This is a genomic window from Ensifer sp. LC163 (assembly GCF_001695855.1).
Classification (GTDB): Bacteria; Pseudomonadota; Alphaproteobacteria; order Rhizobiales; family Rhizobiaceae; genus Ensifer.
The window spans coordinates 220,266-234,974 of the sequence record NZ_MBSS01000045.1; the positions used below are offsets into that span (position 1 = coordinate 220,266).

13 protein-coding genes are annotated in these 14,709 nt (G+C 61.9%); 3 read left to right on the plus strand and 10 right to left on the minus strand.

What is annotated here, in order from left to right:
• The first annotated feature begins 1 nt into the window (after position 1).
• Positions 2-835, plus strand: coding sequence for a nucleoside triphosphate pyrophosphohydrolase (gene mazG, locus BC360_RS25830; RefSeq protein ID WP_065797358.1), 834 nt, complete (start codon positions 2-4; stop codon positions 833-835).
• A gap of 36 nt (positions 836-871) precedes the next feature.
• On the opposite strand, the gene hflX is transcribed toward mazG, so the two are convergent.
• The 9 genes from hflX to dusB form a co-directional block, all read right to left on the minus strand.
• On the minus strand, positions 872-2,197 hold the full coding sequence (hflX, locus tag BC360_RS25835; RefSeq protein WP_065781234.1) for a GTPase HflX: 1,326 nt from the start codon (positions 2,195-2,197) through the stop codon (positions 872-874).
• Positions 2,198-2,275: 78 nt separating this feature from the next.
• On the minus strand, positions 2,276-2,518 hold the full coding sequence (gene hfq / locus BC360_RS25840) for an RNA chaperone Hfq (protein WP_003535434.1): 243 nt from the start codon (positions 2,516-2,518) through the stop codon (positions 2,276-2,278).
• Positions 2,519-2,628: 110 nt separating this feature from the next.
• On the minus strand, positions 2,629-3,492 hold the full coding sequence (locus tag BC360_RS25845) for a D-amino-acid transaminase (protein WP_065781235.1): 864 nt from the start codon (positions 3,490-3,492) through the stop codon (positions 2,629-2,631).
• A gap of 14 nt (positions 3,493-3,506) precedes the next feature.
• Positions 3,507-4,883 carry a Trk system potassium transporter TrkA gene (gene trkA / locus BC360_RS25850; protein WP_065797360.1) on the minus strand — a complete coding sequence of 459 codons (1,377 nt, stop codon included), beginning with the start codon at positions 4,881-4,883 and terminating at the stop codon, positions 3,507-3,509.
• 52 nt (positions 4,884-4,935) lie between these two features.
• Positions 4,936-6,300: a two-component system response regulator NtrX gene (ntrX, locus tag BC360_RS25855; protein ID WP_025426781.1), complete on the minus strand. Its 1,365-nt coding sequence runs from the start codon at positions 6,298-6,300 to the stop codon at positions 4,936-4,938.
• The gene (locus BC360_RS25860; RefSeq protein WP_065781237.1) at positions 6,290-8,560 is read right to left on the minus strand and encodes a sensor histidine kinase NtrY-like; all 2,271 of its coding nucleotides are present in this window, start codon (positions 8,558-8,560) and stop codon (positions 6,290-6,292) included. The genes ntrX and BC360_RS25860 overlap by 11 nt, the downstream gene beginning before the upstream one ends.
• A 212-nt stretch (positions 8,561-8,772) precedes the next feature.
• Positions 8,773-10,227, minus strand: coding sequence for a nitrogen regulation protein NR(I) (gene ntrC, locus BC360_RS25865; protein ID WP_053247260.1), 1,455 nt, complete (start codon positions 10,225-10,227; stop codon positions 8,773-8,775).
• A complete protein-coding gene (locus BC360_RS25870) occupies positions 10,224-11,381 on the minus strand; it encodes a two-component system sensor histidine kinase NtrB (RefSeq protein WP_065781238.1) in 1,158 nt (385 codons plus the stop codon). Before BC360_RS25870 ends, ntrC begins: the two co-directional genes overlap by 4 nt.
• On the minus strand, positions 11,378-12,406 hold the full coding sequence (gene dusB / locus BC360_RS25875) for a tRNA dihydrouridine synthase DusB (protein ID WP_065781239.1): 1,029 nt from the start codon (positions 12,404-12,406) through the stop codon (positions 11,378-11,380). The genes BC360_RS25870 and dusB overlap by 4 nt, the downstream gene beginning before the upstream one ends.
• Before the next feature lie 149 nt (positions 12,407-12,555).
• Here dusB and BC360_RS25880 point away from each other — a divergent pair, with 149 nt between their 5' ends.
• Together BC360_RS25880 and BC360_RS25885 are read left to right on the plus strand one after the other, a co-directional pair.
• The gene (locus tag BC360_RS25880) at positions 12,556-13,779 is read left to right on the plus strand and encodes a bifunctional 2-C-methyl-D-erythritol 4-phosphate cytidylyltransferase/2-C-methyl-D-erythritol 2,4-cyclodiphosphate synthase (RefSeq protein ID WP_139110200.1); all 1,224 of its coding nucleotides are present in this window, start codon (positions 12,556-12,558) and stop codon (positions 13,777-13,779) included.
• A complete protein-coding gene (locus BC360_RS25885) occupies positions 13,766-14,263 on the plus strand; it encodes a CinA family protein (RefSeq protein WP_065797362.1) in 498 nt (165 codons plus the stop codon). The genes BC360_RS25880 and BC360_RS25885 overlap by 14 nt, the downstream gene beginning before the upstream one ends.
• Here the strand turns inward: BC360_RS25885 and BC360_RS25890 are convergent.
• Entirely contained in the window at positions 14,251-14,700 is a 450-nt protein-coding gene (locus BC360_RS25890) for a type II toxin-antitoxin system RatA family toxin (RefSeq protein ID WP_065781241.1), read from the minus strand. The two genes, BC360_RS25885 and BC360_RS25890, sit on opposite strands and share 13 nt — an antisense overlap.
• Positions 14,701-14,709: the final 9 nt, after the last annotated feature.

The following is a 14,709-nucleotide window of genomic DNA, read 5'->3' on the forward strand; positions in this document are numbered from 1 at the left end:
CATGGAACCATCACGCGATATCAAGGGCCTGCTCGACATCATGGAGGCACTGCGGCACCCGGAAACCGGCTGCCCGTGGGACGTCGTCCAGACGTTCGAAACGATCAAGCCCTATACGATCGAAGAAGCCTACGAAGTGGCCGACGCAATCGAGCGCGGCGACATGCATGACCTTTGCGACGAGCTGGGCGACCTGCTGCTGCAGGTCGTGTTTCACGCCCGCATGGCCGAAGAGGCCGGCGAGTTCGCCTTTGGCGATGTCGTCGAGGCCGTCACGCGCAAGATGATCCGCCGCCACCCGCATGTCTTCGCCCGTTCGGACGCCGACACCCCGGAAGCGGTCAAAAGTCAGTGGGACCAGATCAAGCAGGCCGAAAAGGCCGAGCGCCAGGCACGACGTGCCAAGCGGGGCTTGCCGTCTGACGGCGCAGCCAGTCATCTGGGCTCGATACAGCGCAGCTTCCCGGCGCTCATCGAAGCACTGAAGCTGCAGGAGCGAGCGGCCAAGGTCGGCTTCGATTGGTCTGAACCGGAACCTATTCTCGACAAGATCGAGGAAGAAATCGGCGAACTGCGCCAGGCATTGCGCGAAAAGGACCGTGCGAAGGTGGCCGATGAACTCGGCGACCTGATCTTTGCAGTGGTGAATATCGGCCGGCACGTCGGCACGGATCCGGAAATGGCGCTGCGCGGCACCAATACGAAGTTCCGCCGCCGCTTTGGCCACATAGAGCGCGAGCTCGAAGCCAGCGGCGAGACACTGGATGCGGCAACGTTGGAACGCATGGAAGAGCTCTGGCAGGCAGCCAAGGCGATCGAGCGGCAATTGGCCTGAGGCGCCAACCGCGCCTCAGGTAAAAACTAAAAACGCTTACCAGTCTTCCGCAATGGGCTTCGGCCCGTTGCCTAGACGCCGCTCCAGTTGCACGGCCTCGTTTTCAGTCAGGCGAAGATCGAGACTGACCGTGCCGTCCTCGAGATCTTCGCGACCATCGACGATCGCGTGCTCGTAGACCCAGGGCAGAAGCTGCAACTGGTCGACGCCAAGAACGACGGTGCATTCGGTCAATACGCCCGACAGGCGACGACCGATCTCAGCCAACAGCACATCGACGCCCTCGCCTGATATCGCCGAGACCGCCACAGTGTTGGCCGTGCCCGCAGCCTTGTTCGTCAGGGCTTCGCGCGCTTCCGGCTCGAGCCGGTCGATCTTGTTCCAGACTTCGACTAGCCGCGCCGCCGCTTCCTTCTCGTCGATGCCGAGATCGGCCAGGATGCGCAGAACGTCGCTTGCCTGCGCCTGGTTGTCCGGATCGGAGAGATCGCGCACGTGCAGGATCAGGTCGGCTTCGAGTACCTCTTCCAGCGTCGCACGGAAGGCGGCAACAAGATGCGTCGGCAGGTCTGAGATGAAGCCGACCGTGTCGGACAGGATCACCATGCGGCCATGCGGCAGTTTCAGTCGCCGCAACGTCGGATCGAGCGTCGCAAACAACATGTCCTCCGCCAGCACACCGGCTCCGGTCATTCTGTTGAACAGCGTCGATTTGCCGGCATTGGTGTAGCCGACAAGTGCCACGATCGGATGCGGAACCTTCTTGCGCTTGGAGCGGTGCAATTGCCGCGTGCGGCGGACCTGCTCCAGCTCGCGCTCGAGCTTGACGATGCGATCCTGCAGCAAGCGCCGGTCCGCTTCGATCTGGGTTTCGCCGGGGCCGCCCATGAAGCCGCCACCGCCGCGCTGACGCTCGAGGTGGGTCCAGCTGCGGACAAGCCGGCCCTTCTGATAGTTGAGATGCGCGAGATCGACCTGCAGCGTGCCTTCCTTGGTGGAAGCGCGGCGCCCGAAGATTTCAAGGATCAGGCCCGTCCGGTCGATGACCTTGGCGTTCCATTCCTTTTCCAGGTTGCGCTGCTGCACAGGCGTCAGCGGATGATCGACGATGACCAGGCCGGCATCCTGTTCGACGAGGATGTGACCGATCTCTTCGATCTTACCTGTGCCCAGAAGCGTTCCCGGCTTTGGCTGCGCCACCGAAACGATGGCGCCATGAACGACGTTCAGGTCGATCGCTCGTGCCAGGCCCGTCGCTTCTTCCAGCCGACTTTCGTCGGTGCGGGTGCTCGTTGCAGAGAGCGTTTCAGCCGCCTGCCTGCCGGTCTTTTTCAGAACCGGCACAATCACGACCGCGCGCATGTCGTCGCGGAGCGTTTCAAGCTCCGGAATGATCGACGACGACTTTGAATCCCGTTTGGTAATGTGCCTAACGTCCCGTCAGGATGCGGCTTCTTCGTTCTCGAACATCTGCAGCGGCTGGCCCGGCATGATGGTCGAGATCGCGTGCTTGTAGACGAGCTGCGAATGACCATCGCGGCGCAACAAGACACAGAAATTGTCAAAAGACGTGACGACGCCCGTCAATTTGACGCCATTGATAAGAAAAATTGTCAGAGAAATCTTCTGTTTGCGGACCGTATTGAGAAAAAGATCCTGCAAGTTCTGAGAACGTTCCGCCATCGCGCCGATTCTTTCTTATTTGCCGGCGTCTCGCGCCGGTGCATTTTGTCTATTTTTTCAATCAGAGGCGTCACAAGTACCCTTCCCCCGACACCTCTTTCAGTTTGGTATCAAATCAATGTCTTTTCCGCAACGCCGAAAAAGGCTTCGCGAATATTCTGCGCTATGCTTCCCGGATGACCGTTGCCGATCGGTTTGCCGTCGATGGAAACCACCGGAAAACAGATGCTCGTCGCGGCGGTGATGAAGACCTCGCGCGCCGCGAGCATGTCGTCGACGGAGAATGCTCGTTCTTCGATCCTGATTCCAAGAGGAGCTGCAACGTCCATCAGGGTCGTGCGGGTGATGCCTCTGAGAATACCGTGATCGGCCGGCCGGGTGCGCAGCACGCCCTCCCGATCGACGATCCAGACATTGGTCGCCGCTCCCTCCTTCACCGTGCCATCCGGGTCGACGAAGATCGCCTCATGGGCACCCTCTTCCTTGGCCTTCTGGCGCGCAAGCACGTTCGGCAGCAGGCCGACGGATTTGATGTCAACGCGGTCCCAGCGGTTCTCCGGAACGGTGATCGCCGAGATGCCTTCGGCATTCTTCCTGGCGATCACGACCGCGTCGGTGCGCTTCGCCGTCACCACGATCGTCGGCACGGTACCTTTTGCCGGAAACACGTGATCGCGCCGCGCGGCACCGCGCGTCACCTGCATATAGAACAGGCCGTTTCGCACCCGGTTGCGGCGCAGCACCTCGCGAATGACGTGGACCAACGCGGCACGGCTCATCGGCCAATCGATGCGAAGTTCACTTAAGGATCGGCCGAGGCGGTCGAGATGCCGGGTCAGATCGACGATGAAGCCATGACGGATCTCGCAGACCTCATAGACCCCGTCGGCGAACTGGTAGCCGCGATCTTCGATATGGATGGCGGCATCGGCATGCGGCACATAGGCGCCGTTGACATAGGCAATTCTCGGCATGTGTTTATTTGACCTCAGAAGAACTGAATGCTGACGCGGAAAAGCTGCTCGACATGGCGCACCGCATCGGCGGCAGCAAACAGCACCACGCGGTCCCTGGCCTTGATCTTGGTGTCGCCATGCGGGCGAATGAATGTCTGGTCACGGTAGAGTGCGCCGATGCGGATGCCGTCGGGCAGATCCAGCTCGCGCAGCGCCTTGCCGACCAGCGGCGACGTTTCCAACGCCTCTGCTTCGATCACTTCAGCCATCCCCTTCTGGACGGCATAGACCGAGCGGATGCGCCCCTTGCGCACGTGTTGGAGCACGCGTGAGATCGTTACTGCGCGCGGGTTGATATAGGCATCCACGCCGGCGGTCCCCGCAAAATCCTGGTAGGACGGCTCGTTGATCAGGACGAGCGTCGATTTAGCGCCGAGGCGTTTTGCCATCATGCTGCCGAGGATATTGATCTGGTCGTTGTTGGTCAGCGCCACAACCAGGTCGGCATCCTGCACGTCGGCCTGCATCAGGATACGCTGATCCATTGCCGAACCGTTGAGGACGACCGTGTTGCTGAGCTTATCGGCCATCATCACGGCACGATCGCGGTCGCTCTCGATCAACTTGACCCGGGTTCTAGGCTGATTTTCCTCGATTGCCTTGGCGACGAAGTAACCGATATTGCCGCCGCCGAGAATGACGATGCGGCGCGCCTCCTGTTCTTCGTGGCCGAACAGAGCCAGGGTGCGGCGCGCATGGTCGCGATCGCAGACGACATAGGCGAGATCGCCGGTCTGCAATTGATCCGACGAATGCGGCACGATCAGCTTGCCGTTGCGGAAGATGCCGGTCACGGTTGCCTGCAGATCGGGAAACAGTTCGCTCAACTGCTGCAGCGGCGTGTCGACCACCGGGCAATCTTCCATACACTCGATCGCCACCATGGCGATACGGTCGTCGGCAAAGCGCACGACATCCGTCGCGCCGGGGAACGAAATGCGCCGCAGTACCAATCGTCCGACTTCGATCTCGGGCGAAATGGTCACGTCGATCGGGACGTTCTCGCGGGAGAACAGGTTGGCGTATTCCGGCGCCAGATAGTTCTGCGCGCGAATACGGGCGACCTTGGTCGGCACGCTGAAGATCGCATGCGCCACCTCGCAGGCGACGATGTTGACTTCGTCGAACAGCGTGACCGCGATCAGCATGTCGGCCTGATCTGCACCGGCCTTCGCCAGCACATCGGGATGTGCGCCATGGCCGACATAACCGCGCACGTCTAGGCTTTCGGTGATGTTGGCAATCAGCGCTGCCGACGTATCGATGACCGAGACGTCATTGTCTTCCTGAGCCAGCCGTTCGGCGATGCCATAGCCGACCTGCCCCGCACCGCAAATGATCACCTTCATGTCGTTCTTTCACCCAGGAACAGGCGGCCGCTAGCCGGAAGAGGTTTAACGCTCAAACGCCCAGCGACTTCAGCTTGCGGTGAAGCGCCGAACGCTCCATGCCAACAAATTCGGCCGTGCGGGAAATGTTGCCGCCGAATCGGTTGATCTGAGCGATCAGATAGTCGCGCTCGAACATTTCGCGAGCCTCGCGCAGCGGCAGCGTCATGATGTGCTGGTCACCCTGCGCGGAGATCTTCGGCAAGGTGTCGCCAACTTCGGTCGGCAGCATGTCGGCGGAGATCGGGGTATCCGGACCGTCACTGCGGGCAAGGATCATCAGGCGCTCGATATTGTTGCGGAGCTGGCGAATGTTGCCCGGCCAGTCATGGGCCTGTAGCACGGCGAGCGCATCGTCGCCGATCTTGCGCGGCCGGATGCCCGCCTGTTCGCTGACCTGACGCATGAACATGTCGACAAGAAACGGGATATCCTCGCGGCGCTCGGCCAGCGCCGGCACCCGCACGGGGATGACCGCGAGCCGGTGGAAGAGATCTTCGCGAAAGAGCCCTTCTGAGATCATGTTTTCGAGGTTGTAGGCCGTCGAGGAGATGATGCGAACATCGACCTTGACGCGCTTGGTACCACCGACCCGCTCGAACTGCTGATCGACAAGAACACGTAGGATCTTGTTCTGCGTTTCGCGCGGCATTTCACCGACTTCATCGAGATAGAGGATGCCGCCATGCGCCTCTTCGAGTGCGCCCGTACGACGCGGTTGCCCCGGCGTGCCCTCGGTTCCGAAGAGCGCAATCTCCATGCGATCGGGTGTGATCGCTGCGGCATTCAGCGCCACGAACGGGCCGGTCGAGCGGGTCGACTTGCGGTGGATCATCCGGGCCACCAGCTCCTTGCCGGAACCGGACGGTCCCTGGATCATGATGCGGCTGTTGGTCGGCGCCACCTTTTCGACGGTTTGCCGGAGCTGCGAAACGGCAACCGAGGTCCCGATCAGTTCGACCGGATCACCCGATTTCTTCTTCAACTCCGAGACTTCTCGCTTCAGCTTGGAGTTCTCGAGTGCACGCTCGGCGATCAGGATCAGGCGGTCGGCCTTGAACGGCTTCTCGATGAAATCATAGGCGCCGCGCTTGATGGCGTTGACGGCCGTTTCGATGTTGCCGTGTCCGGAAATCATCACGACAGGCAGATCGGGATGGCGTCCCTTGATCTCGTCAAGCAGGGCGAGGCCGTCGAGGCGGCTGCCCTGCATCCAGATATCGAGAAAAACGAGTCGCGGCACGCGGTCGCTGATCGCCGCAAGCGCACTGTCGCTGTCGAATGCGGTGCGGGTCTCGTGCCCTTCGTCGGACAGGATGCCGGAAACGATCTCGCGGATGTCTTCCTCATCGTCCACAACCAGAATGTCAGCGGCCATCGCTCGTACCCTTACCCTTCAAAGTGTCTTCGCCCCCGGCTTCTCCGGCAGGCGGCAGGATCACGCGGATCATTGCTCCGACGCCGCCATCGAAATCGGCCGGTGCGTCGTGCAATTCCAGTTGTCCGCCATGGTCCTCAATGATCTTCTTGACGATCGCGAGGCCAAGGCCCGTGCCCTTTTCGCGCATCGTCATATACGGTTCTAAAATTCTGTGCCGGTTCTCGGTCGGAAGGCCCTTGCCGTTGTCGATGACATCGACGACAAACCGGCCGGCAGCTCCATCCCGCTGGGCGCGCACGAGTACTTTCGGCTCGCCCCGGACAGCCTCCGTCGGCACCGCTTCGATCGACTCGACCGCATTCTTCACTATGTTGCCGAACGCCTGGCCGAGCATGCGGCCATCGAACATGCCTTCGAGCGCCTCGTCGCCGAAATCGCGAATGAAGCTGATGTGGTTGTTGCCCATTTCGCGCAGGAACACGGCGTCCTTCAGAATGGCGCGCAGATCCGCCTTCTCCTTCGTCGGCTTCGGCATGCGGGCAAAGGCGGAGAACTCGTCGACCATCCGACCGATATCCTCGACCTGCCTTACGATCGTGTCGGTGCATTGATCGAAGACGATCCTGTCCTCCTGATCGATCTGCTTGCCGTAGCGACGCTTCAGACGTTCGGCAGAGAGCTGGATCGGCGTCAGTGGGTTCTTGATTTCGTGTGCGATACGGCGCGCGACATCGGCCCAGGCGGTCGACCGCTGCGCAATCACGAGGTCGGTGATGTCGTCGATGGTGATGACGTAGGACTCGTTTGCCTCGCCGCCCTCCTCGCGTGTCACCTGGACGTTAAGCGTGCGCTCGGTTCCGCCGCGCATGATATTGATCTGCTTGCGGAAGTTGTTGCGGTAGCGGCTTTCCGCCTCGACCAGCACCTCCTCGATCTCAGGTGCGACCGCGCGCAGATCGGCGCCGAGCAGGTCCGGCGCGGTCTTTTTCAGAAACTCCTCCGAGGAAGAGTTGGCAATGGTGATCTGCCGGTCGTGGCCGACGCCGATGACGGCTGCCGTGACACCCGAAAGCACCGCCTCGATGAACCGCCGCCGGTGGTCGACCTCGTCCTTGGCCTCCAGAATCTGCTCCTGCTGGGTACGGATCTCGGAGACCATCTTGTTGAACGTGCGTGACAGATTGCCGACGTCACCATCGACGGCACGCACCGGCACAACCACGTCGAGATTGCCGGAGGCAACGCTGTCGGCCGCACCGATCAGCTGCCGGATCGGCCGAACGATACGGTCGGCGACCGCGATCGCCGTCCAGATCGCCGCCAGCAGCACGATCAGCGCAAAGCCGATATAGAGAACCCCGAAGGCAATCTGCGTGAAGGCACGCCCAGCCTCCAGCGTCTTGTACTCGGCGGTGTTTTCTTCCATCAGCCGCAGCGAACGCATCACTTCAGGATCGACGTTGCGGACGGTGTACAGATAGGTGCCGGGAATATCGTCAAGTGGGATCACGGCCCCCACAAGGTTGGTAATACCCGGCGGGATCAATGTCGGTTGACCGGAAACCGAGCTTTTCAGCGCGTCCGGCGGGATGGCCGGCAAGGGCTTTTCCGTCGAGATGTTGGCCTGGAGAATGGCACTGCCATCCGCCCGGACGAGGAAAGCGCCAAGCATGCCGCGCCCTCTCGCCTGTCGAGTCATCAGTTCGGTAAAGCCGGTCCGGTCGAGGCTGTAGAGCTGCCGATTGCGCTCGAGGTCATTGGCCATCGACACGGTCTGGCCCTGCAGATAGCTGGCATTTTCCAGCACATAGGCCTGGGCGACACTGATAGACGATCGAACGATCGCCTGGGTACGCAGTGAGAACCAGCGGTCAAGGCCGACATCCAACGTTATGCTGGCGAAGATCGCGACCAGAATGGCGGGCGTGATGGCGACGATCGAAAACAGAGCCACGATGCGCACATGAAGCCGCGCGGCGGCGCGGCCCTTGCGGCGTGCGCGCAGCAATCTGAGAATCTCGCGAACGATGAGATAGATCAACCCGACCACGAACAGGCCGTTGATCGCGGCGCAGGCGATGAAGACGTTGCGCTCCAGACGGATCGGCGTCAGTCCAAGCAGAACGAGCAGAGACAGGGTTGCGCAGACCAGCGCGCCGATCGCCAGCATGAGCCCCGGCAGGGCAAAGGACGCGCGGCGGTCCTGCGCCGCGACTCCGTCATCTGTGCCCAGCGGCAAGGCCATCGCATCCACCATGTAAAAACATTCCCCCAACCGGCGCCTGTCGACACCGGCAATTCTCACTCACATTCCGGGTCAAGGTGTTGACCGGACCGTCCGTCGGAGCTGTTGCGCATGGGCCACAGGCCTTAGGGCCGGGCAAGGCAGCGCAACACCGCTCGATTCGGCGGTCATAACACGTTCAAGCAACGCATTGTGGCGAAAATGCAACGGTGGGTATGGCCAAGTCAAGCCGTGCGCGAGCTGCGATAGACCGACACGCCCAGTTCGCGGATCTTCTTGCGCAGTGTGTTGCGGTTGAGGCCGAGCAGATCGGCGGCCTTGATCTGGTTTCCGCGCGTCGCCGTCAACGCGGCAAGGATGAGCGGATATTCCATCTCGGCGAGCACACGCTCGTAAAGACCGGTCGGAGGAAGCGCATCGCCGAAGCTGGCAAAATATTGCCGCATATTCTCCTCGACCGCCTGCGAGATCGACAGCGAACCGCTGCGCGCTTGCGTCTTTTCAATGGGGCTGTCGGGGATCTCCGAGCGCAGCTCGTTCTCGATGATTTCCCGCGTGATGACGTCCTGCGGGTAAAGCGCGGTCAGTCGACGCACGAGGTTTTCAAGCTCGCGCACGTTGCCCGGCCACGGATGCGCCTTCATCAGCTCGAGCGCCTCCTGATCGAAACGCTTGACGTCCAGCCCCTCTTTTTCCGCCTGCTGAACGAAGTGGCGCACGAGATCGGGAATGTCTTCCGCACGATCGCGCAGCGGCGGCAGGCGCAGCGGCACCACATTCAGCCGGTAATACAGATCCTCGCGGAACAAACCCTGGTTGATCGACTGTTTCAGGTCCTTGTTGGTTGCCGCGACGATGCGCACGTCGGAGCGGATCGGCGTGCGGCCGCCGACCGTCGTATACTCGCCCTGCTGCAGCACACGCAGCAGCCGCGTCTGTGCATCCATCGGCATGTCGCCGATTTCGTCGAGGAAGAGCGTGCCGCCTTCGGCCTGCTCGAAACGGCCGGTCGAGCGGGTCTGAGCGCCGGTGAAGGCCCCCTTTTCGTGGCCGAACAGTTCCGATTCGATCAGATCACGCGGAATGGCCGCCATGTTGATCGCAACGAAGGGGCCGTTGCGGCGCTTGCCGTAGTCGTGCAGCGCGCGCGCGACCAGCTCCTTGCCCGTACCGGATTCGCCAGTGATCATCAGCGTGAGATCGGTCTGCATCAGGCGGGCGAGAACCCGGTAGATTTCCTGCATCGCTGCCGAGCGGCCGACGAGCGGCATGCCATCCTGCGAATCGTCGTCGATCTTGGACGGGCGGCGCTTCGGTTCGGCCAGCGCCCGGCCGATAATGCCGATCAGCTCCGTCAGATCGAAGGGCTTTGGCAGATAGTCATAGGCGCCTTTTTCGGAAGCCTTGATTGCCGTCATGAAAGTGTTCTGCGCGCTCATGACAAGCACCGGCAGATCGGGGCGCGCCTTCTTGATGCGCGGCAGCAGGTCGAAGGCATTCTCGTCGGGCATGACCACGTCGGTGACAACCAGGTCACCATCGCCGGCGGAGATCCAGCGCCAGAGCGTCGCGGCGTTCGACGTGATGCGAACGTCGTAGCCGGCGCGGCTCAGCGCCTGATTGAGCACGGTGCGAATGGCTGCGTCGTCATCCGCGACGAGGATCGTGGCACCCGTCATGCAATGTTTCCTTTTGTCATAGGCATGTCGTCTTCGTCCGCCGCCTGCCCCTTGGAGGCCGGCATCAGGACGCGGAAAGTCGTGCGATTCTGCTGGCTGTCGCATTCGACGATGCCACCATGCCCGCCGATGATCTTGGCGACGAGTGCCAGCCCGAGACCCGAACCGTTGGTCTTGGTCGTGATGAACGGATCGAACAGGTGCGGCAGCAGGTCAGAGGGAACGCCCGGGCCGTTGTCGTGCACGCAGAATTCGAGCGGCAGCGAGATCTTCTCGCGGGTGCCTGCGACCGAAAGGCGGATGCCGGGCCTGTAGGCGGTCGTCAGCATGATCTCGCCTTCCGACCGGTCGCCGATCGCCTCGGCGGCGTTCTTGATGAGATTGAGAAACACCTGCACGAGCTGGTCGCGGTTGGCAAAGACCGAGGGAAGCGACGGGTCGTAGTTCTCCGTCACCTTGATCCGGCGCGCAAAGCCCGCCTTGGCGATTGCCTTCACATGGTCGAGCACCGAGTGAATATTGAGCGGCACACGGTCGACGGGTCTCTCGTCGGAGAATACTTCCATCCGATCGACCAGCGAGACGATCCGGTCGGTCTCGTCGCAGATCAGCCGGGTCAGCGCCCGATCTTCGTCATTGACGGAGGTCTCCAGCAATTGCGCGGCACCTCGAATGCCGGAAAGCGGGTTCTTGATCTCATGCGCCAGCATCGAAGCGAGACCAGTGACCGAACGCGCAGCCGCCCGATGCGTCAGCTGGCGGTCGATCTTGTCGGCCATCGACCGCTCCTGAAAGACGACCACGACGGAGCCGGGCTCCGAAAGCACCGGCGCCACATAGAGATCGACCAGCTTGTCGGCCCCCAGCCGCGGCGAGCTGAGATCGACGCGATACTCGTTGACCGGGGCTTTGCGCTCACGCACCTGCTCGATCAGTGTCAAAAGCGGACTGCCGAACGGAATGAAGGCGCTGATGTCGTGGCGGGCCAGGTGGTTGGCGCTGGCGCCGAAAAAGGACTCGGCTTCCCAGTTGGCAAAGGCGACGAGACCATTTTGATCGACAAGGATCACCGGATTCTGGATCGCGTTGAGCACCGCCATCGACAGGCCGTTGGCAGCAGCCAAGGCTTCCGGACTATTGGGCTTCTCGGTCATGCGGCGATCCCTTCGCTCGAGAAGGTCACATGCGAACTGCGAATGGCGTCGGACGCGCGCGCGGCGACGGATTTGGAATCAGTCGACGTCAGGATCGCCCCCTTCTCTGCGCCAGCAAGATCGGGGGCGAAACGGTCGAGATACCAGCCGACATGCTTGCGCGCATGCCTCAGGCCCGTGTCGGCACCGTAGAATTCGAGCATCATCTGATAGTGCTCCACGAAAATGTCGGCGATCTCCGCCTGGTCGGGATGTGCCGCCGCGCCGGCGAGAACACCGACATGCCAGGGGCGGCCTTGAGACGACCGGCCGGCCATGACGGCGTCGGCCCCGGAGCGCCTTAGTATCTCTTCCGCATCCGCTACCGTAGCGACGTCGCCATTGGCAACCAGCGGCACGGAAACAACCTCACGCACGGCGCGGATCGCGTCCCAATCGGCTCTACCGGTGTAGAACTGCATACGGGTGCGGCCGTGCACGGTGATCGCCTGGACGCCGGCCTCCTGTGCCCGCCTTGCGATCAGCGGGGCGTTGATCGAGTTTTCGTCCCAGCCAAGCCGCGTCTTCAGAGTGACCGGCACATCCACGGCCTTCACCGTCGCCTCGACCAGCGACAAGGCATGATCGGGATCGCGCATCAGCGCCGAGCCGGAATAGCCGCCCGTCACCTTCTTTGCCGGGCAGCCCATATTGATATCGATGATGTCGGCACCATTTGCAGCAGCGATTTTTGCCGCCTCGCCCATCCAATGCGCTTCGCGGCCGGCAAGCTGCACGATGTGCGGCTTGATGCCGGAGTTCTTCAGCCTCGCCCACGATTCCGAGGCGTTGCCGACAAGCTCGCGGCTCGCCACCATCTCCGTCACGACGAACCCTGCACCGAAGCGCCAGGCCAAGGTGCGGAACGGCAGGTCCGTGACGCCAGACATCGGGGCGAGCGCCACCCGGTTGCGGATTTCGACATTCCCGATCCGAAGCGGCGATGACAGGGCCGGAGCTGGCAAATGCATATCTTTCAGGCACATGTTGTTCTTGCACTATTTTTAGACATTGTTCTTTGGCTTGCCAAGCGATTTCGAAGCGTCGGGCAAATTTCCCTGTTCAGCTGGCAAAGCACGGACCTTCGCGGTACATCACGGCGAAGATTGGCGAAATCCGGGACCACATACAGAAGATGCAGTCTGAAGAACAGCTTTCCTGCGGCGTCGTAATCGTTGCAGCGGGGCGCGGCGAACGCGCCGGACATTCGGCCGAAGGTCCGAAGCAGTACCGCACCATCGGCGACAGGCCCGTTATCGCCCATACGCTTGACACTTTCGCGACATGGCCGGGGGCCGGCCCGATCGTGGTCGTCATCCACCCCGATGACGAGGATCTGCTGGCGGCCGCACGCAGGCGATCGCCGGCACGCGAGTTGATCGTGGTTCACGGCGGCGCGACGCGGCAGCAATCGGTTCTCGCAGGCCTGGAAGCCGTAGCGGCAGCGGGCTCACGCTACGTCATGATCCATGACGCCGTGCGCCCCTTTGCCGATCATGCCCTGTTGTCGCGCTGCGCTGACGCTCTGGCAAAGGGGGCACGCGCCGTGCTGCCGGCGATTGCCGTATCCGATACGCTCAAGCGCGCCGACGCCGCCGGCATGGTGACCGAAACCGTCTCGCGCAATCATCTCCATGCGGCGCAGACACCACAGACCTTCGATCTCAAGGCCATCCTCGACGCCCACAGAGCCGCCGCGACAAGCGGACGAACGGATTTTACCGACGACGCCTCGATCGCCGAATGGGCAGGTATCCCGGTGATGCTCGTCGAAGGCACGGTCGACAACGTCAAGCTCACACTGAAAAGGGACATCACCATGGCCGACGAGAAACTCAAGCGACATCTGATTCCGGACGTTCGCACCGGTAATGGCTATGACGTGCACCAGCTGGTCGAGGGTGATGGCGTGACGCTTTGCGGTGTGTTGATCCCGCATACCAAGAAGCTCTCCGGCCATTCCGATGCCGACGTCGCCCTGCACGCGCTCACCGATGCGCTGCTTGCCACCTGCGGCGCCGGCGACATCGGCGACCACTTCCCACCGTCCGACCCGCAGTGGAAGGGTGCACCCTCGCGCATCTTCCTCGAACACGCCGCAAGCATCGTGCGCCAGCGCGGCGGCACGATCACCAATGCCGATATCTCGCTGATTGCCGAAGCCCCAAAGGTCGGGCCGCATCGCCAGGCGATGCGGGAGAACCTTGCCGACATGCTCGGCATCGATCTCGACCGCTGTTCGGTCAAGGCGACGACGAACGAGCGGCTCGGTTTCGTCGGCCGCGACGAGGGTATCGCCGCGATCGCGACAGCGACCGTTGTCTACACATCAGGGGGCGCACACGATGTGGCCGAATGACATTCAAGCGACGGCCAGCAAGATCATTGCCGATTTCACCGCGCGCGGCCTCAAGGTGGCAACTGCCGAATCCTGCACGGGCGGACTGATTGCCGGTGCACTGACGGAAATTTCCGGATCATCCGCCGTCGTCGATCGCGGTTTCGTCACCTACTCCAACGACGCCAAGATCCAGATGCTCGGCGTCGATCCGGCAACGCTCGCCGCCCACGGCGCTGTTTCAAGGCAGACGGCCGTCGAAATGGCGCGTGGGGCGGTTGCACGCTCCGAGGCTGACTTCGCCGTCGCGGTGACCGGCATTGCCGGCCCGGGCGGCGGGTCGCCGGAAAAACCTGTCGGCCTGGTGCATCTGTCGGCAACGGGGCGTAACGGCACTGCCCTCCACCGCGAGATGCGCTATGGCGATATCGGTCGCGATGCCGTGCGGCTGGCAACCATCCGAACGGCGCTGGAGATGCTGACAGAGGTCGCTCAGACCGCGTAAATCTTGTCTGCGCGCTTCTCGAACGCGTCGGAGAACATGCGGAAAGCGCGGTCGAACATCGAGCCCATCAGTGCCCCGAGAATGCGGCTCTTGAACTCATAGTCGATGTAGAAATGCACGATCGACTGCCCCTCGCCGGAGGGTTCGAAGCGCCAGCGATTGTCGAGATATTTGAACGGACCGTCGATGTACTTCACCTCGATCATGCGTTCGGCCTTGTTCAGCAGGACCTGCGTCGTGAAGGTCTCGCGGATCGCCTTGTAGCCGACGGTCATGTCGGCCAACAGCAAGATCTTGCCATCCCTCTCCTTGCGTGAGCGCACGGTCAGCGCCTCGCAGAGCGGCAGGAACTCCGGATAGTGTTCGACGTCGGCGACAAGATCGAACATCTGGTCGGCCGTGTGCTTGACGACATGGTTCGTTTCAAAGTGCGGCATAGAGGGGAG

Excerpts from the sequence above, each read along its gene's own strand:
- hflX (WP_065781234.1), bottom strand. The coding sequence starts at position 2,197 with ATGCGCGCGGTCGTGATTGTGCCGGTTCTGAAAAAGACCGGCAGGCAG.
- mazG (WP_065797358.1), top strand. The coding sequence starts at position 2 with ATGGAACCATCACGCGATATCAAGGGCCTGCTCGACATCATGGAGGCA.
- BC360_RS25880 (WP_139110200.1), top strand. The coding sequence starts at position 12,556 with ATGCAGTCTGAAGAACAGCTTTCCTGCGGCGTCGTAATCGTTGCAGCG.
- ntrC (WP_053247260.1), bottom strand. The coding sequence starts at position 10,227 with ATGACGGGTGCCACGATCCTCGTCGCGGATGACGACGCAGCCATTCGC.
- BC360_RS25870 (WP_065781238.1), bottom strand. The coding sequence starts at position 11,381 with ATGACCGAGAAGCCCAATAGTCCGGAAGCCTTGGCTGCTGCCAACGGC.
- trkA (WP_065797360.1), bottom strand. The coding sequence starts at position 4,883 with ATGAAGGTGATCATTTGCGGTGCGGGGCAGGTCGGCTATGGCATCGCC.
- dusB (WP_065781239.1), bottom strand. The coding sequence starts at position 12,406 with ATGTGCCTGAAAGATATGCATTTGCCAGCTCCGGCCCTGTCATCGCCG.
- BC360_RS25860 (WP_065781237.1), bottom strand. The coding sequence starts at position 8,560 with ATGGTGGATGCGATGGCCTTGCCGCTGGGCACAGATGACGGAGTCGCG.
- ntrX (WP_025426781.1), bottom strand. The coding sequence starts at position 6,300 with ATGGCCGCTGACATTCTGGTTGTGGACGATGAGGAAGACATCCGCGAG.
- BC360_RS25885 (WP_065797362.1), top strand. The coding sequence starts at position 13,766 with ATGTGGCCGAATGACATTCAAGCGACGGCCAGCAAGATCATTGCCGAT.
- BC360_RS25845 (WP_065781235.1), bottom strand. The coding sequence starts at position 3,492 with ATGCCGAGAATTGCCTATGTCAACGGCGCCTATGTGCCGCATGCCGAT.
- hfq (WP_003535434.1), bottom strand. The coding sequence starts at position 2,518 with ATGGCGGAACGTTCTCAGAACTTGCAGGATCTTTTTCTCAATACGGTC.
- BC360_RS25890 (WP_065781241.1), bottom strand. The coding sequence starts at position 14,700 with ATGCCGCACTTTGAAACGAACCATGTCGTCAAGCACACGGCCGACCAG.